At 70.9% G+C, this 26,335-nt stretch carries 16 protein-coding genes; 8 read left to right on the forward strand and 8 right to left on the reverse strand.

Going from position 1 to position 26,335, the window contains the following annotated elements; all coding sequences use genetic code 11:
- Positions 1-59: 59 nt before the first annotated feature.
- From AC1RCS_RS13675 to AC1RCS_RS13690, 4 genes are all read right to left on the reverse strand, one after another.
- A complete protein-coding gene (locus AC1RCS_RS13675; protein ID WP_492245014.1) occupies positions 60-2,315 on the reverse strand; it encodes an IPTL-CTERM sorting domain-containing protein in 2,256 nt (751 codons plus the stop codon).
- A gap of 156 nt (positions 2,316-2,471) precedes the next feature.
- The gene (locus tag AC1RCS_RS13680; RefSeq protein WP_492245013.1) at positions 2,472-5,735 is read right to left on the reverse strand and encodes an IPTL-CTERM sorting domain-containing protein; all 3,264 of its coding nucleotides are present in this window, start codon (positions 5,733-5,735) and stop codon (positions 2,472-2,474) included.
- A 159-nt stretch (positions 5,736-5,894) separates the two neighbouring features.
- Positions 5,895-7,871, reverse strand: coding sequence for a sensor histidine kinase (locus tag AC1RCS_RS13685; RefSeq protein ID WP_492245012.1), 1,977 nt, complete (start codon positions 7,869-7,871; stop codon positions 5,895-5,897).
- Positions 7,834-8,538 (reverse strand): response regulator transcription factor, encoded by a 705-nt coding sequence (locus tag AC1RCS_RS13690; protein ID WP_218296746.1) that lies wholly within the window; start codon positions 8,536-8,538, stop codon positions 7,834-7,836. Before AC1RCS_RS13690 ends, AC1RCS_RS13685 begins: the two co-directional genes overlap by 38 nt.
- A gap of 157 nt (positions 8,539-8,695) precedes the next feature.
- On the opposite strand from AC1RCS_RS13690, the gene AC1RCS_RS13695 reads away from it, so the two are divergent.
- Together AC1RCS_RS13695 and AC1RCS_RS13700 are read left to right on the forward strand one after the other, a co-directional pair.
- Positions 8,696-9,724 (forward strand): IPTL-CTERM sorting domain-containing protein, encoded by a 1,029-nt coding sequence (locus tag AC1RCS_RS13695; RefSeq protein WP_492245011.1) that lies wholly within the window; start codon positions 8,696-8,698, stop codon positions 9,722-9,724.
- A gap of 67 nt (positions 9,725-9,791) precedes the next feature.
- Positions 9,792-12,050 (forward strand): IPTL-CTERM sorting domain-containing protein, encoded by a 2,259-nt coding sequence (locus AC1RCS_RS13700; protein WP_492245010.1) that lies wholly within the window; start codon positions 9,792-9,794, stop codon positions 12,048-12,050.
- 116 nt (positions 12,051-12,166) lie between these two features.
- Here AC1RCS_RS13700 and AC1RCS_RS13705 read toward each other — a convergent pair whose 3' ends face one another.
- A complete protein-coding gene (locus tag AC1RCS_RS13705; protein WP_218296744.1) occupies positions 12,167-13,522 on the reverse strand; it encodes a dicarboxylate/amino acid:cation symporter in 1,356 nt (451 codons plus the stop codon).
- A 233-nt stretch (positions 13,523-13,755) separates the two neighbouring features.
- Between AC1RCS_RS13705 and AC1RCS_RS13710 the strand changes: the two genes are divergently transcribed.
- Positions 13,756-16,437 (forward strand): hybrid sensor histidine kinase/response regulator, encoded by a 2,682-nt coding sequence (locus AC1RCS_RS13710; protein ID WP_492245009.1) that lies wholly within the window; start codon positions 13,756-13,758, stop codon positions 16,435-16,437.
- A gap of 217 nt (positions 16,438-16,654) precedes the next feature.
- Here the strand turns inward: AC1RCS_RS13710 and AC1RCS_RS13715 are convergent, their stop codons facing one another.
- The 3 genes from AC1RCS_RS13715 to AC1RCS_RS13725 all read right to left on the reverse strand — a co-directional run bounded on the left by AC1RCS_RS13715 (position 16,655) and on the right by AC1RCS_RS13725 (position 20,443).
- Positions 16,655-17,299: a LuxR C-terminal-related transcriptional regulator gene (locus AC1RCS_RS13715; protein ID WP_218296742.1), complete on the reverse strand. Its 645-nt coding sequence runs from the start codon at positions 17,297-17,299 to the stop codon at positions 16,655-16,657.
- Between the two features lie 162 nt (positions 17,300-17,461).
- Positions 17,462-18,385: a LysR family transcriptional regulator gene (locus AC1RCS_RS13720; protein WP_218296741.1), complete on the reverse strand. Its 924-nt coding sequence runs from the start codon at positions 18,383-18,385 to the stop codon at positions 17,462-17,464.
- 132 nt (positions 18,386-18,517) lie between these two features.
- A complete protein-coding gene (locus AC1RCS_RS13725) occupies positions 18,518-20,443 on the reverse strand; it encodes an acyl CoA:acetate/3-ketoacid CoA transferase (protein WP_492245008.1) in 1,926 nt (641 codons plus the stop codon).
- 232 nt (positions 20,444-20,675) lie between these two features.
- Here AC1RCS_RS13725 and AC1RCS_RS13730 point away from each other — a divergent pair, with 232 nt between their 5' ends.
- The 5 genes from AC1RCS_RS13730 to AC1RCS_RS13750 all read left to right on the forward strand — a co-directional run bounded on the left by AC1RCS_RS13730 (position 20,676) and on the right by AC1RCS_RS13750 (position 26,127).
- Positions 20,676-22,886, forward strand: a complete 2,211-nt coding sequence (locus tag AC1RCS_RS13730; protein WP_492245007.1) for a malate synthase G — start codon at positions 20,676-20,678, stop codon at positions 22,884-22,886.
- A gap of 262 nt (positions 22,887-23,148) precedes the next feature.
- Positions 23,149-23,421, forward strand: coding sequence for a cysteine-rich CWC family protein (locus tag AC1RCS_RS13735; RefSeq protein ID WP_492245006.1), 273 nt, complete (start codon positions 23,149-23,151; stop codon positions 23,419-23,421).
- 24 nt (positions 23,422-23,445) lie between these two features.
- Entirely contained in the window at positions 23,446-23,652 is a 207-nt protein-coding gene (locus tag AC1RCS_RS13740; RefSeq protein WP_370627859.1) for a 4-oxalocrotonate tautomerase, read from the forward strand.
- Positions 23,653-23,833: 181 nt separating this feature from the next.
- Positions 23,834-25,330: an MFS transporter gene (locus tag AC1RCS_RS13745; RefSeq protein ID WP_492245005.1), complete on the forward strand. Its 1,497-nt coding sequence runs from the start codon at positions 23,834-23,836 to the stop codon at positions 25,328-25,330.
- A gap of 29 nt (positions 25,331-25,359) precedes the next feature.
- The gene (locus AC1RCS_RS13750; protein WP_218296735.1) at positions 25,360-26,127 is read left to right on the forward strand and encodes a class II glutamine amidotransferase; all 768 of its coding nucleotides are present in this window, start codon (positions 25,360-25,362) and stop codon (positions 26,125-26,127) included.
- The last annotated feature ends 208 nt before the right edge of the window (positions 26,128-26,335 follow it).

A 26,335-nucleotide genomic window follows, 5' to 3' on the forward strand; every position in this document is an offset into this window, starting at 1 on the left:
GGCAATGCTAGCGCATCCGGCAAAAAACTCCTGATTTGATAGCTTTCAGCGCTTTCTCATCAAGCGCTGGAGGCCGATCTGGCTTGAAACCTGCGCAGCGCTGCCAGCCCCAGCAGCGCCGCCAGCACGAGCAGGCCCCATTCGGACAGCGTAGGAATCGCCTGCGCGGCGGCGGCCAGCAGCAGCATGGCGTGCGGGTCGGCGATGGCGCCGGGGGCGGGGTCGTTGTCGCCCGTGCCGTTGTCGGTGACGGCAAAGCTCACCGTGTCGCCGCTGACCGCGCCATGCGGGAACCAGAGCGCCGTGGCACCGGCCGCGGCGGGGCCGAACTTGCGCGGCACCAGCCCCGCCAGGCTGCCGCCGGGGTAGGTGATGGCCACCGCGAGCGTGGCACCCGCGCAGCCCGTGGCCGTGAAGCGCAGCACGCCCAGCGGTGCGGTCGCGCCTGCGGGCAGGTTGTCGCCCGGGGCGGCGGCGGTCAGCGCCAGGCTGCCCACGGTGCAGCCCGCCGGGCCGCCGGAGATGCTGGCCTGCGCCATGCCGCCGCCGGGCACCGCCAGGCTGGCCTGGCCCACCGTCAGCGCCAGAGGCCCGCCCGTGGCGCTGGTGTTGTTGGCATCGCCCGCATAGCTGGCGGTGATGGCGTGCGCGCCCACCAGCAGGCCGCTGACGGTGCAGGCGGCCACGCTGCCCGTGATGGCGGGCGGGGCCGCGCAGGCCAGCGGCAGGCCGTCCGCGCTGAAGCTCACCGTGCCCGTGGGGTTGCTGGCGCTGCCGAACGTGGCGGTGAGGGTGACGCTGGCCCCCAGTGCGCTGGGGTTGGCGTTGGCCGCCAGCGCCAGCGTGGGCGCCGCCATCACGGCAAAGGTACGCGCTACGGGCGCCGCCGCCGCCCAGGCCCCGCCGCCCGGCTGGCTGGCCGTCAGCGTGCACAAGCCCGCGCCGCTGAAGCTGGCCACGCTGCCCGCCACGCTGCACGCGCCCGTGGCGCTGTAGGTGAGGGGCAGGTTCGACGTCGCCGTGGCGCCCAGGGTCAGCGTGGTGCCCGCAGCCTGCGCGGGGATGGTGGCGGGGAGGAAGGTGATGCTCTGCGCGCCCAGGGGCGTGACCGCGTTGGTCACGGCGGCGTCCGAATCGGGTTGCGTGGGGGATCCGTTGTGCGCCACCACGCGGAACGTGTAGCTTGTTCCATTGGCCAGGTTCGCCACGGTGCAGCTGTGCCCGGAGCCGGTCACGGTGCAGGATCTGGCGGGGTCTTGCACGGCGGTGGCGGTGTAGCTGGTGATGGGGGCCCCATAGGCGTCCGCCCACCGTTCCGGGCTCCAGTCCACCGTCGCCTCGGCGTCGCCCGCGGTGGCGGTGGCGCTGGCCGGCGGGGGCGGCTTGCCTGCCTGCACCGTGATGGAAGTGGGCAGCGACGCCGAGCAGTGGCGGCTGTCCGTCACCGTGGCCGTGAAGCTGAACGTGCCCGTGGCCGTGGGGGTGCCGGAAATGGCGCCTGCAGCCGACAGCACCAGACCCGGAGGCAACGCCCCCGCCGCGACCGCGAAGGACGACCCGCCCACCGCCCCGGCCTGCGCCAGCGTGTAGGCATAAGCGGCCCCGGCCGTGCCGTTGGCGGGCGTGCCGGTGGCCGTCATGGCGGGGGCGGGGCAGAGCGTCACGTCGTCGATGCCGATGTAGTCGCCGTTCGCGCCGAAGGTGCCGGCGCCGGTCACGAAGTAGCGGAACGCGACGCGGCCCGAGGTGGGGGCGGCCAGCCCGGACACGGTGATGCGGTACTGCGTCCAGGCGGCGGGGTAGCCGCCCGCCGCCAGGCCGGGGTTGATGCTCGTCAGCAGCGTGGTGAAGTCTCCCACGTCGGTGGCGGTGGTGCCCACGTCCGTGCTGGCGCCCTGCGTGCTCATGCGCACTTCCAGGCGGTCGGGGTAGTCCGTTGGGTTGGGGACCGGCTTGCGCGTGTAGAAGGTCAGCACGTCGCCATTGCTCAGTGTGCGGTTCGGCATGACCAGCCAGTTGCTGATGGTGCCGCTGCTGCCCGTGTTCCTGAAGTTGGCCGCTATGTAGGCATTGGCTGCGCCACTGTAGGCGTCGAACGGGCCGGGGTCCGGCAAGGCAGAGATGGGGGTGCCCTGGAACCAGCCCATGGCGCCCACCGGGGCGCTGTTGTTCTGCATGACCCAGCCATTGCCCGATAGCGTGAAGGTGTCGTCAAAGCCTTCGTACAGGACTTGCGCAGGGGCCGCGCCCGGCAGCGCAGCCGCGGCGGCCAGCAGCAGGCCCACAAGGCGGGCGGTGGTGAAGGGGAATGGCATGGGTGGGCTGGTGGCGATGAAGATGCGCCATGTTGCCGTTGCCTGCCGCTTTTGTATGTCCTCAGAACTGAGGACAAGGCCCTGCCAGGGTTCTATGCGAAAAATAGCCCCAGCGCCCACCCATCAAGCGCCAGCAGCTACAAAAAGAGAAGTGATTCACACCACCCGCCTTCCCACGCGGCCCGCTGACAGCGCCACCAGGGCCAGCAGGGCCGACAGCAGCAGCAAGCCCCCTTCGGACAGCGCCGGAATCGCCTGCGCGCCGGCGGGCCCGGCGGCCAGCAGCAGCATGGCGTGCGGGTCGGCGATGGCGCCGGGGGCGGGGTCGTTGTCGCCCGTGCCGTTGTCGGTGACGGCAAAGCTCACCGTGTCGCCGCTGACCGCGCCATGCGGGAACCAGAGCGCCGTGGCACCGGCCGCGGCGGGGCCGAACTTGCGCGGCACCAGCCCCGCCAGGCTGCCGCCGGGGTAGGTGACGGCCACCGCGAGCGTGGCATTCGCGCAGCCCGTGGCCGTGAAGCGCAGCACGCCCAGCGGGGCGGTGGCGCCTGCGGGCAGGTTGTCGGCGCCGGTGGCCGCGCTCAGGCCCAGGGTGTTCACGGTGCAGCCGGGCGGGCCGCCGGTGATGCCGACCTGCGCCGTGCTGCCGCCGCCGCCCGGCACGGGCACGGCGGCGGTGTTGACGGTGTGCGCCAGCGGGCTGGCGGTGGCGGGCGCGTTGTCGGCGTCGCCCGTGTAGCTGGCGGTGATGCTGTGCAGGCCCATGGCCAGGCTGCTGGTGGCGCAGGTGGCCACGCCGCCGCTGAAGGTGGCCGTGGTGCAGGCCAGCGGCGCGCCATCCACGCTGAACGCCACCTGGCCCGTGGGGCTGGCGGATGCGCCGTTCAGCGTGGCGGTGAAGGTGACGCTGGCGCCCACGGCGCTGGCGGACAGGGCCAGCGTGGGCTGGGCCTGCGTGCCCAGCAGCAGCGCGTTGGACGCCATGCCGTTCACGAACGCCCGCAGCGCATACCGGCCGCTGGGCAGCACGCCCGGCGCGGCCACGTCGATGCTAGCGGCGGTGGAGCCGGTGGGCGCGAGCCAGGTGTGCGCGCCGTTGTCCAGCCGCGTCAACTGCACCAGCGGCAAGGGGGTGGGCGATGCGCTGGTGCTGCCGCCGCTGGCCTCGCTGTCGCCGCGCAGCCGCAAACCGGTGAGGGTGAAGGCCGCGCCGCTCAACCGGACGGGGCCGCCGGTCAATGCGGGAATGCGGGCCGGGGGCACTGCGCCGCCGGCAGGGTCGTAGCGCTCGGCGGTGGCGATGCCGCTGGTGGCCGTGACGCCGTCGCGCCCCCCGGCGGCAAGCACCGTGCCGTCGGGCAGCACGGTGGCGGTGTGGTAGGCGCGCGCAGCGGCCAGCGCGCCGGTGGCGGCCCAGGCGCCCGTGGCGGGGTCGTACAGCTCGGCGCTGCCCAGGTAGCCGCCGCCAAAGCCCCCAGCGGCCAAAACCTTGCCGCCGGGCAGCAGGGTGGCGGTGTGGCTGGCGCGCCCGGTGTTGAGCGGGCCGGTGGGGCTCCATGCGTTCAGGGCGGGGTCGTAGAGTTCGGCGCTGCCGAGGTATGCGCCGCTGTACCCCCCCGCTACAAGCACCTTGCCCTGGGGCAGCAGGGTGGCGGTGTGTGTCCAGCGCGGGCTGGCCATCGCGCCGGCGCCGCTCCAGGTGCCCGAGGCGGGGTCGTACAGCTCGGCGCTGCCCAGGGGGCCGCCGCTGCCACTCCCCCCCGCGACGAGCACCCTGCCGGTGGGCAGCAGGGTGGCCGTGGGCCCTTGGCGTGCGGCGCTCATCGCGCTCGTGGCGGACCAGAGGCCGGTGGCGGGGTCGTACAGCTCGGCGGTGGCGGTTTGGCTGTTGCTGATGTTGCTGCCCCAGCCCCCCACGACCAGCACCTGGCCGCTGGGCAGCAGGGCGGCGGCATGCCGCAAGCGGGGGCTGGCCATCGCGCCGGTGCCGCTCCAGGTGCCCGTGGCGGGGTCGTAGAGTTCGGCGCTGGCGAGCACGGCGCCTGCGCTGCCGAGGCCGCCCACGACGAGCACCTTGCCGCCGGGCAGCAAGGTGGCGGTGTGGTAGGCGCGCGCGGCGGCCAGCGGGCCCGTGGCGGCCCAGGCGCCGGTGGCGGGGTTGTACAGCGCGGCGGCGCCGATGAGCTGCCCGGTGCCATAACCGGCGCCCCCGCCCGCGACGAGCACCTTGCCGTCCGGCAGCAGGGTGGCCGTGTGCTCCGTGCGCTGGCCTGGCAGCGCGCCGGTGCCCGCCCAGGTGCCGATGGCGGGGTCGTAGAGCTCGGTGCTGGCGAGCAGCGCGCCGAGGTCGCTGGCGCCCCCGATGAAGAGCACCTTGCCCTGGGGCAGCAGGGTGGCGATGTGGCGCCAGCGCCCGTCGTTCAGGCCGCCGGCGGCGGTCCATTGGTTGGTGTCAGGGTCGTACCGTTCGGCGCTTTGGAGAGCGCTGCCGCTGCCGAAGCCTCCCGCCACGAGCACCTTGCCGCCGGGCAGCAGCGTTGCGGTGTGGAACAAGCGCTTGCTGTTCAGCGAGGCGGCAGGCGCCCAGGTATCGCCCTGGGGGTCGTACAGCTCGGCGCTGGCAAGCTGCTCGCTGCCGCTGTTTCCGCCCACGGCAAGCACCCTGCCGTCGGGCAGCAAGGTGGCGGTGAAATCGCTGCGCGGCCCTTGCGGCAGCGGGGCGGCGGAGCCCCAGGTGTTGTCGCTCGGGCGGTACACCTCGGCGGTGGCGAGGTATCCGGTGCCGTTGCCGCCGCCGACGACGAGCACCCTGCCGTCGGCCAGCAAGGTGGCGGTATGGCCCTGGCGCGCTTCGGCCAACTGCCCGGCGGGGGACCAGGCGCCGGTGGCGGGGTCGTACAGTTCGGCCTGGGCCACCTGCCCCCCGCTGGCGTGGCCGCCCGCGACGAGCACCCGGCCATCGGCCAGCAGGGTGGCGGTGTGTTCCGTGCGCGGCTGGGCCAGCGCGCTGGCACCGCTCCACAAGCCGGTGGCGGGGTCGTACAGCTCGACGCTGGCGATGAATGCGCTGCCGTCGTAGCCACCCGCCACGAGCACCTTGCCATGGGGCAGCAAGGTGGCGGTGTGGCCGCGGCGCGCGTGGGCGAGCGGGCCGGTGGCGGCCCACTGGCCGGCGGCGGGGTCGTACAGCTCGGCGCTGGCAAGGTGGCTGAGGCTGCCGCCGCCATAGCCGCCCGCGACGAGCACCTTGCCGCTGGGCAGCTGGGTGCTGGTGTGCCATTGGCGCCCATCGCCCAGGCTGCCGCTGACCGCCCAGGTGCCCGCCTGGGCGTGCGCGGCGGGCCAGGCGGCCAGGCAGGCGATGGCGATGAACACGAGCTGGAGCAGCAGGGCGCGCAGGGCGCAGGGGCGGCGGGGCATGGCGGGGCCTTGGTGTGTGACGAACCGCCGGAATGTTAAGAAATTGCAACACGCCTGTATGTCCTCAGAACTGAGGACAAGGCCTTGCCGGGGTTTGATGCCCAACAGGCCTCCAGCGCTTAGCAGGCAGGCGCCGGCAGCTATCAAAAGAGTAGTTATTCAATCACCGCGCGCCAGCGGCAGCCACAGGGTGAATTCGCCCCCGCCCTCCCATGCCGCCCACTGGCAGCGCCCGCCCAGGGCCTGGGCGCGGTGGCGCACGTTGAGCAGGCCCTGGCCGGCCAGGGCGGCGGGCGGGCCTTCGGACAGCACGAAGGCGCCTGCGTTGTCGCGGATGCGCACCACCACGCCCGCGCCGCCCTGCCCGGCTTGCGCCTTCGGCGCGGTGGCCACGTCGATCAGGGTGGCCTGGGTGTGCTTGAGGATGTTGGCCAGCACTTCTTGCAGGATGCGCAGCACGTGCAGCGCGGACTGCGGGTCGAGCCAGGGCAGCGGGGGCAGGTCCTGCACGTTCCAGGCAAGGGTGATGCCCGCGGCCTTGAGCCGGGGCGCCAGGCGAAAGCGCACGGCCGCCAGCAGCGCCAGCAGGTCGGCATCGGCGGGGTCCAGCGAGTCGATGGCGAGCTTGAGGTCGTCGATGCAGTCCTTGAGCACCTGGGCCGTGTCGGCCGTGCTGGCCTGGCCGCGCTCGACCATGCGCAGCGCGCTCATCAGCGACGAGCCGATGCCGTCGTGCATGTCCTGCATCATGCGCTGGCGCTCGGTGGCCAGGGTCTGCTGGCGCTCCAGCGCGCGCAGTTGCTCGTGGCTGGCGGTCAGTTCGCGCTCGCGGGCGGCGAGCTGGCTTTCCAGCCCGGCGTTGGCCACCTCGACCGCGTGGATGGCGCCCACGTAGCGCCGCCAGACGATGGCCAGGAAGATGGCGAACAGGCCGATGGCGTTGTAGGGCGCCAGATAGACATGCTCCATGTCGATGCGGTAGTTGACCATCAGCAGGTCGTGCGCGCCCGCGGGCACGTTCAGCGAGAACCAGGCGAACAGCACCAGCCCCTCGCGCGACCGCGCGCGCCACGAGGCCCACAGGCCCGACGCGGCCACCACCGCCGTCAGCACGGTGATGACGAGATAGACCAGCGGCAGCATGGCATCGAGGTACGGCAGCAGCGGCGGCAGCGGCAGGGTGAGCACGGTGCCCAGCGACACCAGCCCCGCGATGCCCAGCGCCAGCGCGGGCATGCGCCGCCCGTGCACGCGGAAGGCGAAGGCGAAGGTGCACACCATGGCCCAGCCCAGCGAATTGACGGTCATCCAGCCGAACCAGTCGTCGGGCACGGGCAGGGGCCGGTCGTCCACCACGTAGTGCAGGCTGCGCAGCAAGGTGGTGACGGAGATGGCGAAGAACAGCAGGTAGATGGGCTCGCGGCGGCGCACGCAGCCCACGGCCAGCGCGAACAGGCCAATGGCCAGAAAGGCGGCGCCGGTCAGGCTGATGAAGTCGTTCTGCACGAAGCGGCGCACGCTGTAGCGCCACAGCAGGTTCTGCTCGGTGCCCACCCAGGCGCTGGAGACGGCCCCGCCCACGCCGCGCTGGCTGGCCATGCGCAGCCACACGGTGCGGGGCGGCTCGCCACCGGCGGCTTGGTTGCCCAACGCCACCCACAGGGGCCGGTTGAAGCTGTTCCACACGCGACTGCCGCGCGTGCGGTAGGCCATGCGGCCATCGACATAGACGGCGACGATGCCGATGGTCTGCCAGCGCGGCAGGTACAGAAACAAGTCCTGGCCCGGCGCGCCCGATGCGCTGGGGGCACCGGGTGTACCGGGCGGGGGCAGGTCGAGCCGGTACCAGGCCACGTCGGGCGGGGCCCGCAGCGAGGCGCCGCCCTCGGCCAGGCTGCGCTCCCGCGCGTGGGGCAGCGGCACGCTGGCCCACGCGCCTTTCTCCTCCTCCCCAGCGAAGGGCGGCGCGGGCGGAGGTTCCCAGCCCGCGCCGGGCTCCATGCGGAAGGCGGCCTGCCGCAGGTGCGTGGGGTTATCGGTAGCGCTGCCGCCGCCGCAGGCCGCGAGCCAGGCGGCCAACAGCAGCGCGGCGCACCACCTACCCGTTCGCCAGAAGGCCTTGCCTGTGGGCGGCATGGATGGCCTCGGCGCGCGTGTTGACCTGCAGCTTGGCGTAGATGCGCCGCACGAAGGTGAGCACCGTGGTGCGGGAGACGCCCATGGTGCGGGCCGTCTCCTCGGTGGTGAAGCCCTTGCTCACGCAGCGCAGCACCTCCTGCTCGCGCGCGGACAGCAGCGCGGCGGGCGGCTCGGTGGCGGGCGGCAGGCTGGCGGCGGCGCGCGCCAGGATCTTGCGCGCCACCATGGGGCTGATGGGGCTGCCGCCCGCGTGGATGCTGCGGATTTCCTCGGCCAGCTCGGCGGCGCTCACGTCCTTGAGCAGGTAGCCCATGGCCCCGGCCTCGATGGAGCGCAGCACGTGCGTTTCATCGCCAAAGATGGTGCTCACCAGCACGCTGCAGCCGGGCCACTGCGCGCGCGCGGCGCGGATCACGTCCAGGCCCGAGCCGTCGGGCAGGCCCAGGTCCACCAGCAGCACATCCATGGGCGACTGGGGCAGCAGCGCCAGCGCCTCGGCCCGGCTGGCCGCCGCCATGGCCAGCGCCAGGTCGGGCTGCGCGCCGATCATGGCGATGAAGGTGTCGCGGCAGGCCGGGTCGTCCTCGACCACGCCCACCCGCAAAGGAGCAGGCAGGCGCGCGGGCCAGGGGGCGGGCAGAGGCGGGGCGGTGTCGGGGGCCATGGGCTGGATTATGGGCAAGCGCCGGGCAGCAGCGCCATGTCATCAGTTCTGAGGACAGACAGGCGCATGGCCAATCCCTACCATCTGTGACTTCACGCCAATGCTTTCAATTTCATAGCTGCCTGCGCTTTCTGCGTGGGCGCTGGAAGCCTTTTTCATGCCCAAACGAATCGCCCTCGCCGCCGCCTGCCTGCTGGCCGCCAGCCTGGCCCCCGCGGCCACCATCACCGTCAACACCACGACCGTCATGGGGGGCGACGGCCTGTGCAGCCTGACCGAGGCCCTCGGCAGCGCGGTGACGGATACCGTCTGGGACGCCGACTGCGCGCTGGGCAGCGGCGCCGACACCATCGCGTTCGACCCCGCCGCCTTTCCCGCAGGCAGCACCATCACGCTGGGCAGCGCGCTGGACATCTACCAGGCCTCGAACACCACCATCGACGGCGGCGGGCGCGTGACCCTGGACGGCGGCGGCGCCACACCCCTGGTCACCGCCACGCTGGCGGGCACCACGCTCACGCTGCGCGGGCTGACGCTGGCCGGCGGCAATACCGCCGGCGGCGGCCCGACGGATGGCGGCGGCATCTACGCGGACGGCGTCACCCTGAACATCGACCACAGCGTCATCACCGGCAACACGGCCCTGGCCAACGGCGGCGGCCTCTTCAGCCGCGACAGCACGGTGACCATCACGGACAGCCAGTTCACCGCCAACACCGCCAGCCTGGGCGGCGCCGTCTACAGCACGGGCAGCGGCTCGCTGACGGTGACGAACAGCCGCTTCACGGGCAACATCGCCGGCCAGCAGGGCGGCGCCCTCTACAGCGGCGTGAACACGCTGGTCACCGGCAGCATCATTGCCAACAACGCCAGCCCCGCCGCAGGCGGCGCGAACAGGGGCGCGGGCGTCCGGTTCAGTGCTCCGGCCGGGCACACGTTCACGCTGAACCACAACCAGATCACCGACAACACGCCCGGCGACAACTGCTATAGCGCCATCCCCTTCACCGGCACGGGCAACCAGTACTGGCCGGAGAGCGACACGAGCTGCCCCGCAGCCGCGGGCCGCTTCGTCAACCCCCTTGCGCCGCCCGCGGCCATCCCCGTGGATGCGCCCTGGGCGCTGGCGCTGCTGTCTGCGCTGGTGGCCGCGCTGGGCTTGCACCGGCGGCGACGCGGCGTTTAAGGCCAAAACACCCTTCAACGCCCGCTCAGCAAGCGCAAACAGCTATCAAAACAAAAGCAAACAAACCATGTTCCACACCCCGTGCCCCCATCCCCTGCGCGGGCTGGCCTGCGCCGCCGCGCTGGTGGCCGCTGGCGCCGCCCAGGCGGCCAGCCTCACCGTGACCAACGGCAACGACAGCGGCCCGGGCAGCCTGCGCCAGGCGCTCGCCGATGCCAACGCCAGCGGCGACACCATCGCCTTCGCGGGCGGCGTGTCCCGCGTGGCGCTGCTGGGCCAGCTCGTCATCGGCAAGAGCGTCACCATCGACGGCCCCGGCGTCACGCTGGACGGGCAGCTTCGGGGCCGCGTGCTGTGGGTCAACGCGGGCGCCACCGCCACCCTGCGCGGGCTGGTCATCACGCGCGGGCTGCTGGCAGGCAAGGGGATCGACGTGGGCGGCACGGCGCAGTCGGGCTCGTCCTGGGGCGCAGGCATCCGCAACGATGGCACGCTCACGCTCGACGGCGTGCGGGTGCAGGGCAACTACGCCACGGGCGGCGGGCAGAGCGGCATGGGCGGCGGCGGCGGGGGCAGCGGCGTGGGGCTGAACATCGGCCAGCCGGGCGAGATCAAGGGCGCGGGCGGCAGCGGAGGCAATGGCAGCAGCCTCAATGGAGGCGGTAGCGGCGCCATCGATGCACCAACGGGTGGGGAGGGTTTCAGCAATGGCGGCAGCGGCAGCCATGGCGGGGGCGCGGGGGGCGGTGGCGCCGGTGGTGGCGGTGCCGGCGGCGGTGGCTGGGCGGGCGGCGGTGGCGGTGGCGGATGGTACGGCGCGGGAGGTGGCGGCTATGGCGGCGGCGGCGGGAACACCGACGCCGGGAACGGCAGCAACGGCGGCAGCGGCGGCGCAGGCGCAACCCTTGCAGGAAACGGCGGCACCGGCAGCACGGGCTTTCCAGGAAATGCTGGTGACACGGGCGGCGGCGGGGGGTATGCCACGCTCGGCGGCGTCTGGGTGGGCGGCGGCGGGGGCGGGGGATGGATTAGCGGCGGCGGAAATAGCGCCGGCGGCGCGGCGGCCGGCGGCATCTACAACGCGCCGGGCGCGCAACTCACGGTGCAGGGCGCGGGCTGCGCCATCAGCGCCAACCTGGCCGCGGGCGGTGGCGGTAGTGGTCACCCTGCCAGCTTCGCTGGCGGCCAGGCCGTGGGCGGGCTGTGGAACGATGGCCAGCTGACCCTGGCGCCCGGCTGCGAACACAGCGTCAGCGGCAACGCGGCCGGCGCCGGGATGCGGGGCCGGAACGCAGGCCCTGACCGCGCCGACGCCGACCTGCGCGACGACAAGCTGCTGCAACTGGCCGTGCTGTCCACGGGCGGCAGCGTGGGCGCCACGGCCCCGCCCGCCCCCACGGCAGGCCAGATCACCAACTGCATTGCGAGCAGCGGCAACTGCGAGGCCAGCTACCTCGCGGGCGGCGTGGTGACCCTCACGGCCACGCCCGCCACCGACTGGCACGTGGTGTGGGGCGGCGACTGCACCGGCAGCGCCACCACCTGCACCGTCACCCTGGACCAGGCGCGCAGCGTGACGGCGAGCTTCGCCATCAACACCCATGCCCTCAGCGCCAGCGCATCGCCCGCCGGCGGCGGCATCGTCACCTGCCCGGCGAGCGTGAACCACGGCGGCGGCGCCACCTGCACCGCCAGCGCGCCCCACGCGGGCTTCACCTTCACCGGCTTTACCGGCTGCGACGGCGTGGACCTGCCCAGCCGCACCTGCACCCTCGCCAACGTGCAGGCCCCGCGCAGCGTGCAGGCGCAGTACGCGGCCATCACCACCGCCACCGGCACCACCGTGCCGGCCGGCGGCGCGGGGGGCGCGGCCAGCGCCAGCTTCACCGGCGGGGGGGCGGGCTGCCGCTTCGACCCGGCGGCCACCGGGTTCATCGCGGCGGCCGCAACGCCGCCAGGCCGCACCGCGCCGCAAGGCGCATTCCGCTTCAAGCTGGTGGGCTGCACCCCGGGCGCGACGGTGCGCGTCACCACCATCTGGCCGCAGGCGGTGGACGACTTCATCAAGCACAGCCATGGCAACTTCATCACGCCCGGCAACCTGCTCATCAACGGCAACACCGTGGGCTTTGACGTGACCGACGGCGGCGTGGGCGATGACGACGGCCTGCAGAACGGCGAGATCCTGGACCCGGCGATGCCCCTGGCCGCCGCCCCCCCCAGCGCCCATGGCATCCCGGCACTGGGCGGATGGGGCTTGCTGCTGCTCACGCTGCTGGCGGGCACGGCAGGCATGGTGGCGCAGCGGCGCAAGGCATTCGCCTGAACACAGACGGGGGCCAGCGCTTGCCCAGCAAGCGCAAGCAGCTATTACATCAATAGCAAAAAAACAGCGGCGCAAGCCCCGGGGCCCGCGCCGCTGCGGCGGCGAGTGGCGGCGTATCAGGCCGCGGAGCGGGCCACCGCGCCCAGGGGCACCTCGGCGGCGGGCACCACCCCGGGGGCGGGCAGCGGATGGCCATTCAGCGCGGCGTCCAGGCGTTCGTGGTCCAGCGCGTTTTCCCAGCGCGAGACGACCACGGTGGCCACCGCGTTGCCGATGAAGTTGGTCAGCGAGCGGCACTCGCTCATGAAGCGGTCCACGCCCAGGATCAGCGCCATGCCGGCCACCGGCACCTCGGGCACCACGGCCAGGGTGGCGGCCAGGGTGATGAAGCCCGCGCCGGTCACGCCCGCCGCGCCCTTGGACGACAGCATGGCCACCAGCAGCAGCGCCACCTGGTGGCCCAGCGAGAGTTCGGTGTTGGTGGCCTGGGCGATGAACAGCGCGGCCAGCGTCATGTAGATGTTGGTGCCGTCCAGGTTGAACGAGTAGCCCGTGGGCACCACGAGGCCCACCACCGACTTGCTGCAGCCGGCCTTTTCCATCTTCTCCATCAGCGACGGCAGGGCCGATTCGGACGACGAGGTGCCCAGCACCAGCATCAGCTCGGCCTTCAGGTAGCGGCACAGCTTGAGCACCGAGAAGCCGCACAGCCGGGCCACGAAGCCCAGGATGACCACCACGAACAGCAGCGAGGTGATGTAGAACGAGCCCACCAGCCAGGCCAGGTTGACGAGCGAACCCAGGCCGAACTTGCCGATGGTGAAGGCCATGGCGCCGAACGCGCCGATGGGCGCGGCCTTCATCACGATGCCCACCACCTTGAACACGGGCGTGGTCAGCGCTTCCAGAAAATTCTGCACCGGGCGGCCGGCCTCGCCCACCATGGCCAGCGCGATGCCGAACAGCACGGCCACCAGCAGCACCTGCAGGATGTTGTCGCCCACGAAGGGGCTGACCAGCGTCTTGGGGATGATGTCCATCGCGAAGCCGGTGAGCGACATCTCGTGCGACTTGGCCACGTAGGTCTTCACGGCCGTCTGGTCCAGGTCGGCGGGGTTGATGTTCATGCCCGCGCCGGGCTGCACCACGTTGGCCACCACCAGGCCGACGACCAGCGCCAGCGTGGAGAAGAACAGGAAGTACGCCATGGCCTTGCCGAACACGCGGCCCACGGTGGAGAGCTGCGACATGCCCGCGATGCCGGTCACGATGGTCAGGAAGATCACCGGGGCGATGATCATCTTCACCAGCTTGATGAACGCGTCGCCCAGCGGCTTGAGCGCCTCGCCGTAGGCCGGCTCGAAGTGGCCCAGCAGCACCCCGAGGACGATGGCGACCACCACCTGGAAGTACAGTTGCCGGTAAAAGGGAAGCCGCACGGGATGGGCGGTGGGGGCGGTAATGGCGTGCATGGGGATGTCTCCTGAAATCACGGTGACTGCACCAGCGGGGTGCGTCGAGGGTGCCGTTTGTACCGCCGCCCCCGGATTCAGCCGATAACCTATTGGTATTAGTCGGTGGCACCGCCAGAGGGCGCCCCGTGCCCCAATATAGGGAAAACCCCTAGATGCCAGCGAGGTGAGGCACACTCGCTGCCCTCACCATCAAGCCCGGGGCACGCTCCCGGCCCCCTGATTTCTGCCCCATGACGACGCCGCGCCTTCGCAAATTCTGGACCCTGCTGATCCTCCTCACCGGCATGGCGGGCAGCATGTTCGTGGCCGGGCAGTGGGCGTGGCAGCGTTCGCTGCACGAGGAGAGCGACAGCGTGCAGCAGCAGCTGACCCTGTACGGCCAGACGCTGGCCCAGCGCATCGACCGCTACCGCACCCTGCCCGAGGTGCTGGCGCTGGACGCGCAGCTGCAGGATGCGCTGACCCGCGCCCTGAGCCCGGCGGAGGTGGAGCAGCTCAACCTCAAGCTGGAGCAGGCCAACGGCGCGAGCCAGTCGTCCACGCTCACCCTGCTCAACCGCGAAGGGCTGGCCGTGGCGGCCAGCAACTGGCGCACCACCACCAGCAACGTGGGGGTGGACTACAGCTTTCGCCCGTATGTGCAGGAGGCGCTGGCGCAGGGGCGCGGCAGCTTCTACGGCATCGGCGTGACCACGGGCGAGCCGGGCTACTTCCTGTCGCAGGCCATCCGCGACGCCAGCGGCCACACGCTGGGCCTGGTGGCGATCAAGATCGCGCTGCAGGAGCTCGAGCGCGAGTGGCTGCAGACGCCGGACATCGTGCTGGCCTCCGACGCGCACGGCGTGGTGTTCCTGGCCAGCCAGGACGCGTGGCGCTACCGCCTGCTGGAGCCCCTGGGCGACGAGGAGCGCCGCGAGCTCAACGCCACGCGCCAGTATTCGAACCAGCCGCTGCGCCCGCTGGCCTGGCGCGTGGACGACCACATGGACAACGGCGGCCGCCTGGTGCGCCTGTTGTCGCCCGACCTGCCGCCCCTGCCCGGCCGCGTGCTGTGGCAGACCCAGCCGCTGCCCGGCACGCCCTGGCAGCTGCACCTGGTGCACGACACGCACAGCAGCATCGCCGACAGCCGCTGGGCCGCGGCGGCCGGCGGCGGCGGGTGGCTGGCACTGGCCCTGCTGGTGCTGTTCGTGCGCCAGCGGCAGCGCCTGGCGAACCTGCGCCAGCGCAGCCGCCAGGAGCTGGAGACCGTGCTGCAGCAGCACGCGCAGGAGCTGCGCACCGCCCAGGACGGCATCGTGCAGGCGGCGCAGCAGGCCGCCCAGCAGACCGACACGGGCCTCTCGCGCAGCCTGGAGCACCTGCCCCAGGGCGTGGTCATCATCGATGCCGACCTGAACCTCGTGGCCTGGAACTCGCGCTACGTGCAGCTGTTTCGCTACCCCGCCGACCTGATGCGCGTGGGCCAGCCCATCGCGGACCTGCTGCGCCACAACGCGCGCCGCGGCTTGCTGGGCCCCGGCCCGGCCGACGAGGCGATCGAGCGGCGCCTGTCGCACCTGCGCAGCGGCCTGCCCCATCTGCACGAGAGCGCCAAGGGCGATGGCACGGTGCTCGAGATCCGCGGCAACCCGCTGCCCGAAGGCGGCTTCGTGACCAGCTATGCCGACATCACCAGCTACAAGAACGCCGCACGCGAACTGCGCAGCCTGGCCGATGCGCTGGAGCAGCGCGTGGCCGACCGCACGCGCGACCTGGACGCCGCGCGGCGCGAGGCCGAGCGCGCCAACCGCTACAAGACCCGCTTCGTCGCGGCCGCCGTGCACGACCTGCTGCAGCCGCTGAACGCCGCGCGCATGTTCACCTCGCTGCTGCGCAGCCACCTGCAGGACGACGCCGAGCGGCGCACGGTGGACAGCATCGACGGCGCGCTCGCTTCGCAGGACGCGATCCTGAGCAGCCTGCTCGATATCTCGCGCATGGAGTCGGGGCAACTGGACGTGCACATCCACGACGTGGCCCTGGGCCCGCTGCTGCAGGTGCTGGCCCACAACTTCGGCGTGCTGGCCGAGGGCCAGGGCCTGAAGCTCCGCTGCGTGCCCACGCGCGCCGTGGTGCGCACCGACGAGAACCTGCTGCGCCGCATCCTGCAGAACTTCGTCTCCAACGCCATCCGCTACAGCCGGCAGGGGCGCATCGTGGTGGGCTGCCGCAGGGCCGGTGACCACCTGCGCATCGAGGTGCACGACCAGGGCCCGGGCATCCCCGAGGCGCTGCAGCGCGAGATCTTCGAGGAGTTCCGCCGCCTGGACGAAGGCCGCGCCGACGACCGGGGCGCGGGCCTGGGCCTGGCCATCGTCGAGCGCCTGGGCCGCCTGCTGGGGCACGAGATCGGGCTGCGCTCGCAGCTGGGGCGCGGCAGTGTGTTCTGGGTGCGCGTGCCGCTGGGCGACCCCGCCGCCGCGCGGCAACAGCCAGCCGCCGCCGCCACGGCCGCTCCACGGCAGCCGCAGGAAGACGCCCCGCTGCAGGGCAGCAGCGCCTGGGTGATCGAGGACGACGGCCCCACCTGCGCCGCGACACGTGCCCTGCTGGAGCGCTGGGGCTGCCAGGTGCCGCTGGCCGGCGGCGCGCCCGAGGCGCTGGCCCAGGCCGAACGCGGCCAGGCGCCGCAGCTGGTGCTGCTGGACGTGCACCTGGGCGCTCGCCACCATGGCCCCGATGTCTACGCCCAGCTGTGCGAACGCTGGGGCCAGGCCCCCGCGGTGATCCTGGTCACCGCCGAGCACGACGCCACGCTGCGCCGGCAGGCGGCCGAACGCGGCTGGGGCTTTCTGGCCAAGCCGGTGCGGGCGCCGGCGCTGCGGGCGCTGGTGAGCCAGACGCTGCTGAGACAGGGAGCATCCCCCTGAGCCGCTGCGTGGCTTCCTCCTTCTTTCTCTCTGCGCGCTGCGCGCTACGGGAAGGGGGACGGCGCCAGTGCAGGCACCGTGTGCTGGCGGCCCTCGCACGGCGTCTCGCACATGGTGCTGCGCCCGGTTGGGGAGGCTGCGCTCGTCGCTACGCTTTTAGTAGCTGCCAGCGCTTGATGAATAGGCGACAGCGGCCGTTTTGATTCAGATCCCGACCTCAGGAAGACACGCCGTCTTCCGTCTCCAGGCTTTTCACCAGCACCGCCGCCTGCGTGCGGCTGTAGCACGCGAGCTTTTTCAGGATGGCCGTGACATGCACCTTCACGGTGTTCTCCGCCAGGCCCAGCGCGGCGGCGATCTGCTTGTTGAGCAGGCCGTCGGCCAGGCACAGCAGCACGCGGAACTGCTGGGGCGTGAGCTGCGCGAGCCGCGCGGCCAGCTCGGCGTCGGCCTCGGAGCGCTCGGCCGCCATGGGCGGGAACCAGCTGCCGCCGTCGAGCACGGCCTCGATGGCCTCGCCCATGGCCTCGGCCGGCGCGGATTTGGGGATGAAACCGGCCGCGCCGAACTGCTGCGCGCGGCGGATCACGCGCGGGTGGTCGTTGGACGAGATGATGACCACCGGCAGCTCGGGGTACTCGCCGCGCACGTGCAGCAGCGAGGAGAAGCCGCGCGCGCCGGGCATGCTCAGGTCCAGCAGCACCAGCTCCACCTCGGGGTGCTCCTGCAGCGCCGTGCCCAGCGTGGCGGCGCTGGCCGCCTCCAGCGTGCGGAACTGCGGCAGACGCTCATGCAGCACGTGCAGCACGGCGGCGCGGAACAGCGGGTGGTCGTCAGCGACGAGAAGCGTGGGCTCGGCCATGGAGTGCGCAGTCTGCCACGGGGCGGTCCATCAGCACCACCCGTCGCACGGAGCGGGCCAACGCATGGGGCGCGCCAAGGCCAGCGCTACCGTGGAACCGGCTTGGCCCCCGGAGGCATCCCGCTTCGCGTCGGAGGAAGGCGCGCAGCGGCTCAGGGGAAGTCATTCGCCTTTCCAGAACGCGGGCTGCGCGTACTGGTGTTTCAGGAAGTCGATCCACAGCCGCACGCGCAGCGGCAGGTGCTTGCGCTGGGGGAACACCACATAGATGCCGTTGGGCGGCGCGGCGAAGTCCTCCAGCACCGCGACCAGGCGACCAGCGGCGATCTCGGCCTCGACCTCCCAGGTGCTGCGCCAGGCGATGCCCCAGCCGCCCAGGCACCAGTCGTGCAGCACCTGGCCGTCGGAGCAGTCGAGCGGCCCGCCGGGCTTCAGATGCATGACCTCCGTGGCGCCATCCGCAAGGGGCACCCGGAACGCCCAGCCGCGCGTCTGCGATGCGTCGCTGGAGAGCGTGAGGCAGTCGTGCTGCACGAGTTCGGCCGGCGCGCGCGGCGTGCCGCGCCGGGCCAGGTATTCGGGCGTGGCCACGCACAGGCGGCGGTTGTCGGCGATGCGAACGCTCACCAGCGACGAGTCGGGCAGGTCGCCCACGCGCACGGCGCAGTCGAAGCCTTCTCCCGCGAGGTCCACCACGCGGTCGCTGAGGTTCAGCGAGATGGTCACGTCCGGGTGCGCCGAGCGAAAACGCGGCACCAGCGGCGCCACATGGCGGCGGCCAAAACCGGCGGGCGCGGTGATGCGCAAATGGCCCGTGGCCTTGACCCCGCCTTCCGACACGCTGGCCTCGGCATTGGCCACGTCGGACAGCAGGCGCTGGCAGTCTTCCAGGAACGCGCTGCCCTCGTGCGTGAGGCTGATGCGCCGCGTGGTGCGCACCAGCAGCTTCACGCCCAGGTGCTCTTCCAGCGCGTCGAGCCGCCGCCCCATGATGGCGGGCGCCACGCCCTCGGCCTTGGCGGCGGCCGTGAGGCTGCCGCGCGTAGCCACCGACACAAAGGATTCGAAGGCCTTGAGTTTGTCCATGGGCAGTGATTATGGAGACATCCGAGGGCGTGCAAGCCCGGCGCCGCACGGGCCTTACGCCCCCGGCCTTGAAGCAAAAACAGCGTCCAGCGCCCGGTGGCATTGCGCCAATAGCTATTGTTTTTATAGCAATCAGAACAGGCGCGACTTGAGGAAACCCACCGTGCCATACCGCTTGACGTCCGCGTAGTGGTCGCGCGTGAGCCCCTGCACCATGGCGGTGTAGGCATCCGCCAGGTCGGGCGCGATGGTGAAGTGGTCGTAGTTCACGATGACCTCCACGCGCTCGCCCTGGGCAGCAAGCGGTGCCAGCAGGCGGCGCACCTCGTGCTCGATGGCGTCGATGGTGGTGGCCGTGTTGATCTGCAGGCCCGAGAAGTCGATGTGCAGCAGCCTGCGCGCGGCGTCGAGCTCGAAGCGCTGCACCAGCGGGCGGTTGAGCAGCTGCTCGCGCAGGCCCAGCGGGCCGGGCTCGAACAGGCGCATGTCCATGGCCTGCAGGCCCGGGCTGATGCGCGGCGTGAAGGCCATGTGGGCGAGCACGTCGCGGTGCAGGTCGATGCCGGGCGCCAGCTCGATCAGCTCCAGCGCGCCGCTGCCGCCCTCCTCGCCCGAGGGCACCAGGCGGAACACGCAGCGCTCGGTGACGTACAGCACACGCTGGCCGCGCCGCAGCGCCTCGGCGCCGCTGAAGGTGCGGTGCTCGACCTCGCGCACCAGCTTGCGCGCGCCGCCTTCGTGCAGGATGTGCAGGTGGCCGTCGACCGCCTCGACCTGCAGCGCCCCCGCCGTGAAGGTGCCGACGAACACCACGGTCTTGGCGTTCTGGCTGATGTTGATGAAGCCGCCCGCACCCGCCAGGCGCGGCCCGAACTTGCTCACGTTGAGGTTGCCGTGCTGGTCGGCCTGCGCCAGGCCCAGGATGGCGATGTCCAGGCCGCCGCCGTCGTAGAAGTCGAACTGGTTGGGCTGGTCGATGATGGCCTGCGGGTTCACGGCCGCGCCGAAGTTCAGGCCCCCGGCGGGGATGCCGCCGATCACGCCGGGCTCGGCCGTGAGCGTGACCAGGTCGATGATGCGCTCCTCGGCCGCCACGTTGGCCACGCCCTCGGGCATGCCGATCCCCAGGTTCACCACCTGGTGCGGGCGCAGCTCCAGCGCCGCGCGGCGGGCGATGATCTTGCGCTCGGTCAGGGGCATGGCCTCCAGCGTGTCCACGGGCACGCGCAATTCGCCCGCGAACGCGGCGCTGTAGGGCTCGGCAAAGGTCTGGTGGTGGTGCGCGGGCTCGGTGGCCAGCACCACGGCGTCCACCAGCACGCCGGGCACCTTCACCTGCCGGGGGTTGAGCGTGCCGCGCTCGGCGATGCGCTCGACCTGCGCGATGACCACGCCGCCCGAGTTGCGCGCGGCCATGGCGATGGCCAGCGCTTCGAGCGTGAGCGCCTCGCGCTCCATGGTGAGGTTGCCGTCTGCGTCGGCCGTCGTCGCGCGGATGATGCCGACGTGGATCGGGAAGGCCTTGTAGAACAGGTAGTCCTGCCCGTCGATGGGCAGGATGCGCACCAGGTCTTCGGTGGTGCGCGCGTTGAGCTTGCCGCCGCCATGGCGCGGGTCCACGAAGGTGTCGAGGCCCACGCGCGTGAGCGTGCCGGGCTTGCCCGCGGCGATGTCGCGGAACAGGTGCGTGATCACGCCCTGCGGCAGGTTCCAGGCCTCGATCTGGTTGTCCACCGCGAGCTTCTGGATGCGCGGCACCAGGCTCCAGTGCCCGCCGATCACGCGCCTGAGCAGGCCCGCGTGGCCCAGGTGGTTGAGGCCGCGCTGCTTGCCATCGCCCTGGCCTGCGGCGTAGACCAGGGTGAGGTCGCGCGGGGTCTGTGTGGCCTCCCAGCGCTGGGCGAGCGCCACGGCGATGCTCTCGGCAAAGCCGATGCCGACGAAGCCGCCCGTGGCCACGGTGTCGCCATCGTGGATGAGCAACACCGCGTCGGCGGCGCTGACGATCTTGTTCTTGTAGGCTGCGTTCAGCGCGCCAGCGGCCAGGGGTGCCTGCATGGGTTTGTCTCCCGGTGGGTTTGTTGTGTGCGCAGCGTAGTGGGTAACCGGCCAAAGCACCATTCCGGGCGACTACGGACGGCCACCAGTTGTGCGTAAAAGTCACTGGTTTAGAGATTTTCAGCGTATTTATGTGGGCAAATATTTGCAATACAGTCTGCCCATGGCCTGCTCATACAGGTCCCGTTTTCTTTTTCATTGATCCACGTTTGCACAACTTTCTAGGCACCCCATGACCGATCGCACCTTAGTCCACGGCCTGCAAGTGGCCACCTCCCTGTACCGCTTTGTCGAAGACAAGGTGCTGCCCGGCACGGGTGTCGATGCCGCCGCCTTCTGGAAGGGCTTTGACGCCATCGTGGCCGACCTGGCCCCGCGCAACATCGCCCTGCTGGCCGAGCGCGACCGCCTGCAGACCGAGCTGGACACCTGGCACAAGGCCAACCCCGGTCCCATCAAGGACATGGTGGCCTACCGTGGTTTCCTGGAAAAGATCGGCTACCTGGTGCCCCAGCCCGCCGATGTGAAGGCCACCACCGCCAATGTGGACGACGAGCTGGCCACGCAGGCCGGCCCGCAGCTGGTGGTGCCCATCCTGAACGCCCGCTACGCGCTGAACGCCGCCAACGCGCGCTGGGGCAGCCTGTATGACGCGCTGTACGGCACGGACGCCATCAGCGAAGAAGGCGGCGCCGAAAAGGGCAAGGGCTACAACCCCGTGCGCGGCGCCAAGGTGATCGCGTTCGCGCGCCAGGTGCTGGACGACACCGCGCCGCTGGCTGCGGGTTCGCACAAGGATTCGACGGGCTACAAGGTGGAAGGCGGCCAGCTGGTCGTCGCGTTCGCCAACGGGAGCACCACGGGCCTGAAGGACGCCTCGCAGTTCAAGGGCTACCAGGGCAACGCCGCGGCACCTTCGTCGGTGCTGCTGCAGCACAACGGCCTGCACCTCGACATCCAGATCGACCGCGCAACGCCCATCGGCCAGACCGATGCCGCGGGCGTGAGCGACCTGGTGCTGGAAGCCGCGCTCTCCACCATCCTGGACCTGGAAGATTCCGTGGCCGCCGTGGACGCCGAGGACAAGGTGCTGGGCTACAGCAACTGGCTGGGCATCATCCAGGCCACGCTGACCGAGCAGGTCGCCAAGGGCGGCAAGACCATCACGCGCGGGCTGAACCCTGACCGCATCTATACGGGCCCGCAAGGTGGCGAGGTGCGCCTGCACGGCCGCTCGCTCATGTTCCTGCGCAACGTGGGCCACCTGATGACCAACCCGGCCATTCTCTGGACCGACGCGCAGGGCGCGCAGCGCGAGATCCCAGAAGGCATCATGGATGCAGTGGTCACAACGGCCATCGCATTGCACGACCTGCAAGGCCACGGCGCGAACGGTATCCGCAACTCCCGCAAGGGCAGCGTCTACATCGTCAAGCCCAAGATGCACGGCCCGGCTGAGGTGGGCTTTGCCGCCGAGCTGTTTGGCCGCGTCGAGAAGCTGCTGGGCCTGCCCGACAGCACGGTCAAGCTGGGCATCATGGACGAAGAGCGCCGCACCTCCGTCAACCTCAAGGCCTGCATCGCCGCCGCATCGGCGCGCGTGGCGTTCATCAACACCGGCTTCCTGGACCGCACCGGCGACGAGATGCACACCGCCATGCACGCCGGCCCCATGGTGCGCAAGGGCGACATGAAGACCAGCGCCTGGATCCAGTCGTACGAGAAGAACAACGTGCTGGTGGGCCTCTCCTGCGGCCTGCGCGGCAAGGCACAGATCGGCAAGGGCATGTGGGCCATGCCCGACCTGATGGCCGAGATGCTCAAGCAAAAGATCGCCCACCCCAAGGCCGGCGCCAACACCGCCTGGGTACCCAGCCCTACCGGCGCGACGCTGCACGCGCTGCACTACCACCAGGTCAACGTGGCCGAGATCCAGATCGGCCTGGAGAAGACCGACGTGAACGCCGAGCGCGACAACCTGCTGACCGGCCTGCTCACCGTGCCCGTGGCAGCCGCCCCCAACTGGAGCGACGCCGAGAAGCAGCAGGAGCTGGACAACAACGCCCAGGGCATCCTGGGCTATGTGGTGCGCTGGGTGGACCAGGGCGTGGGCTGCTCCAAGGTGCCCGACATCCACAACGTGGGCCTGATGGAAGACCGTGCCACGCTGCGCATCAGCAGCCAGCACATGGCCAACTGGCTGCTGCACGGCGTGGTGACCGAAGCGCAGGTGCGCGAGACCTTCGAGCGCATGGCCGCGGTGGTGGACGGCCAGAACGCGGGCGACCCGCTGTACCAGCCGATGGCGGGCCACTTCGCCACCAGCATGGCCTACCAGGCCGCCTGCGACCTGGTCTTCAAGGGCCAGGAGCAGCCCAGCGGCTACACCGAACCCCTGCTGCATGCCTGGCGCCTGAAGCTCAAGGCCGCACAGGCCACCTGATTCCGGGAACGCCGCGCAAAGCGCGCCACGCTCACCTATTGATAGCTGCCAGCGCCTTCCCATCAAGCGCTGGCAGCTGTTTTTTTATGGATTGCCCTGGCTGCGGCGGGCCACGTGCCAGTGGTGCGCGGCACGGACCGCCCGCCGCGCATGGCACCAGCGCCCAGGCTTTCCCGCTGCGCGGAAGACGGGACGCCGCAGGCGCCTTACACTGGGCCCGCAGCCGCCTCCCATCCACAGCGGGCGCGTGCCGCCCGCCATCATGCCGCCCTCCAGTGCCCCGCCATCCGCTGCGCCGTCTTCCTCCTCCTCCTCCAGCTGCCCCCTGTGCGGCCAGCCGAACCAGTGCGCCATCGCGGCGGGCCAGCCCGCCGAGAGCTGCTGGTGCATGGCGCGGGTGATCAACCCGGAAGCGCTGGCGGCGCTGCCGGCCCGAGCACGGGGCCAGGTGTGTATCTGTCCTGCGTGCGGCGCGCGGGGCGCTCCACCGGCGCCCCAGCCCGGCGCCTCTGCGGACGCGCCGGCGCCGATATGATTTCCGCTTTTGTTTTCTGCAACTATCTCCAAGGAGGCTGATATGCCCACGTACCACGTCGAAATGATGGAAGGCCGCACGGTCGAGCAAAAGCGCAAGCTGGTGGAAGAGATCACCCGCGTCTCCGTCGAGGTGCTCGGCGGTTCGCCCGAGTCGGTGGACATCCTGATCACCGACGTCAAGCGGGAGAACTGGGCCACGGGCGGCAAGCTCTGGTCGGAGAGGAGCTGACTATCCCCCCGAGGCACTGGGCGCCTTCCCCCTGCTCTCGAATTGCTTTGCAGCAATCCGAAAAAGGGAGGGCCCGGTCCTCGGTGCGGGGCGGCCCGTCCCTGACTGCGCTGGCCTGGGACTGCGCCAGCCCACTGAAGAGCCCGTGCTTCTTCGCAACTGAACGCCAGCCCACCGATCCATGACAACACAGCCTTCTTCTGGTTCCCTCGCCGCCCTGCGCGAACGCCATGGCGAACGTTACCGCTGGCTGCTGCTGCTGTCCGTCATGGTCGGCACGATGGCGTCGATCATGTCGTCGACCATCGTGAACGTGGCCATCCCCGACATGAGCCACTACTTCACCCTGGGCCAGGAGCGCGCCCAATGGGTCACCTCGGGCTTCATGGTGGCCACCACGGTCTCGATGCTGACCACGCCGTGGCTCCTGTCCCGCTATGGCTACCGCGCCACCTATGTGGGCGCCATGCTCCTGCTGCTGGCCGGCGGCATCGGCGGCGGGCTGGCCCGTGATTTCGGCCTGGTGCTGGCCGCCCGGGTGGCCGAGGGGCTGGCGGCCGGGGTCGTGCAGCCCATTCCCGCCGTCATCATCCTCTACGCCTTCCAGCCCCACGAGCAAGGCCGCGCCAGCGGCATCTTCGGCATGGGCGTGGTGCTGGCGCCCGCCATCGGACCGAGCATCGGCGGCCTGCTGGTCGACTGGTTCGGCTGGCGCTCCATTTTCTTCATGGTCGTGCCGCTGTGCCTGGCCTCCCTCTGGCTCGCCTACAAATTCGTGCCCGTCACCGCGCCGGGCGGCGTGGCCGCCAACCGCCAGGGCGAGGCGCTCGACTGGCGCGGCCTGGCGCTGGGCACGGCCGGGACGCTGTGCCTGCTCAATGGGCTGGTGGCACTGCATGGGGGCACCGCATCGGAGGCCATCCTGTTGCTGGCCGGTGCCGTGGTCGCCACGGGCCTCTTCATCGGCTGGCAACGCCGGCAGCTGCGGCAGGGGCGCAAGCCGCTGATGGATTTGCGGTTGTTCCAGTACCGGCAGTTCGCCATGGGCAGCATCGTGGCGTTCATCTATGGCACGGCGCTGTTCGGCTCCACCTACCTGTTGCCGGTGTTCATGCAACTGGGGTTGTCGCTCTCGGCCTCGCACGTGGGCACCATCATGCTGCCCGCGGGCTTCGTGCTGGCCATCACCATCGCCCTGGTGGGACGGCTGGCCGACAGGCAGCCCACGCACCTGCTGGTGAGCATCGGCCTGGCCCTGCTGGCCCTGTCGTTCGGGCTCATGGTGCTGGTGGGCCTGGGCTCCGCACTGTGGATGCTGGTGGCTTTTGCGATCCTGGGCCGCATCGGACTCGGCTTCATCCTGCCGTCGCTCAACCTGGGGGCCATGCGGCCGCTGGACAAGTCGCTGATCTCGCAGGGATCGAGCGCCATCGGCTTCCTGCGCATGCTCGGCGGGGCCGCCGGCGTGAGCCTGTGCGGTATCGTGCTGGAGTGGCGCCTGGGGGCGCATGGTGCGTCGCTGACCTCGGGTGCGAGCAACACAGCCCGCATCGACGCCTTTGGCGAGACCTTTCTGATGCTGACCGCGCTGTGCCTGCTGGCCCTGGTGGCCGCGTGGCAGCTGCGCGAAGCACCTGCGGCGCCGGCCGATACATCCTCCCCTTCACCCCCGGCCTGATGGCCGATTGATCCGGACTTCGCTCGACCATGTGCCAACTGCTCGGTATGAACTGCAACACGCCGACCGACGTGACCTTCAGCTTCACCGGTTTCGCACAGCGCGGCGGCAACACGGCCGACCATGCCGACGGCTGGGGCATCGCCTTTTTCGAAGACCGGGGACTGCGGCACTTCGTGGACCATCTGCCCGCCGTGAATTCGCCCGTGGCGGAGTTGATCCGCCGCTACCCCATCCAGAGCCGCAACGTGATCGCGCACATCCGCAAGGCCACCCAGGGTGTGGTGAGCCTGCAGAACTGCCACCCCTTCGTGCGCGAGCTGTGGGGCCGGTACTGGGTGTTCGCCCACAACGGTGACTTGAAGGACTTCCGCCCCCGCCTGCATGCGCATTTCCATCCGGTGGGGGATACCGACAGCGAGCACGCCTTCTGCTGGATCATGCAGGAGCTGGCCAAGTCCCATGCCAGCGTGCCCAGCATTGCCGAACTGACCATCACCTTGAAAGAGCTGGCCGCGCGCATCGCACCGCATGGCACCTTCAATTTCCTGCTCTCCAACGGCCAGGCGCTGTGGGCCCATGCATCCACAGGGCTGTACTACATCGAGCGCAAACACCCGTTCAGCGAGGCACAGTTGTCGGACGAGGACGTGCGCATCGACTTCGCCACCCGGACCACGGCCACGGACCGCGTGGCCGTGATCGTGACGGCCCCCCTCACCACCAATGAGGAGTGGACGGCCTTCGGCAAGGAAGAACTGCTGGTGTTCGTGGACGGACAGCGGCAAGGCGGTTGAGCCACCGGGCTTTCGCGCAGGCCCTTCCCTCGATCCCTCGGGGTGTACCGCCCGCGCCTGCCGGGCTTAGCTTCGATAAACGCCAGTGGTGTCACGGAAGACGCACTGCCCACAACGTGCTTTTCGCCGTTCCCCAAAGCAAAAAACCCCAGTCATTGCTGACTGGGGTTTTCTGGGCTGTAAGAGCCTGACGATGACCTACTTTCAC

This window comes from Acidovorax sp. GW823-FHT01C06 (assembly GCF_058798375.1).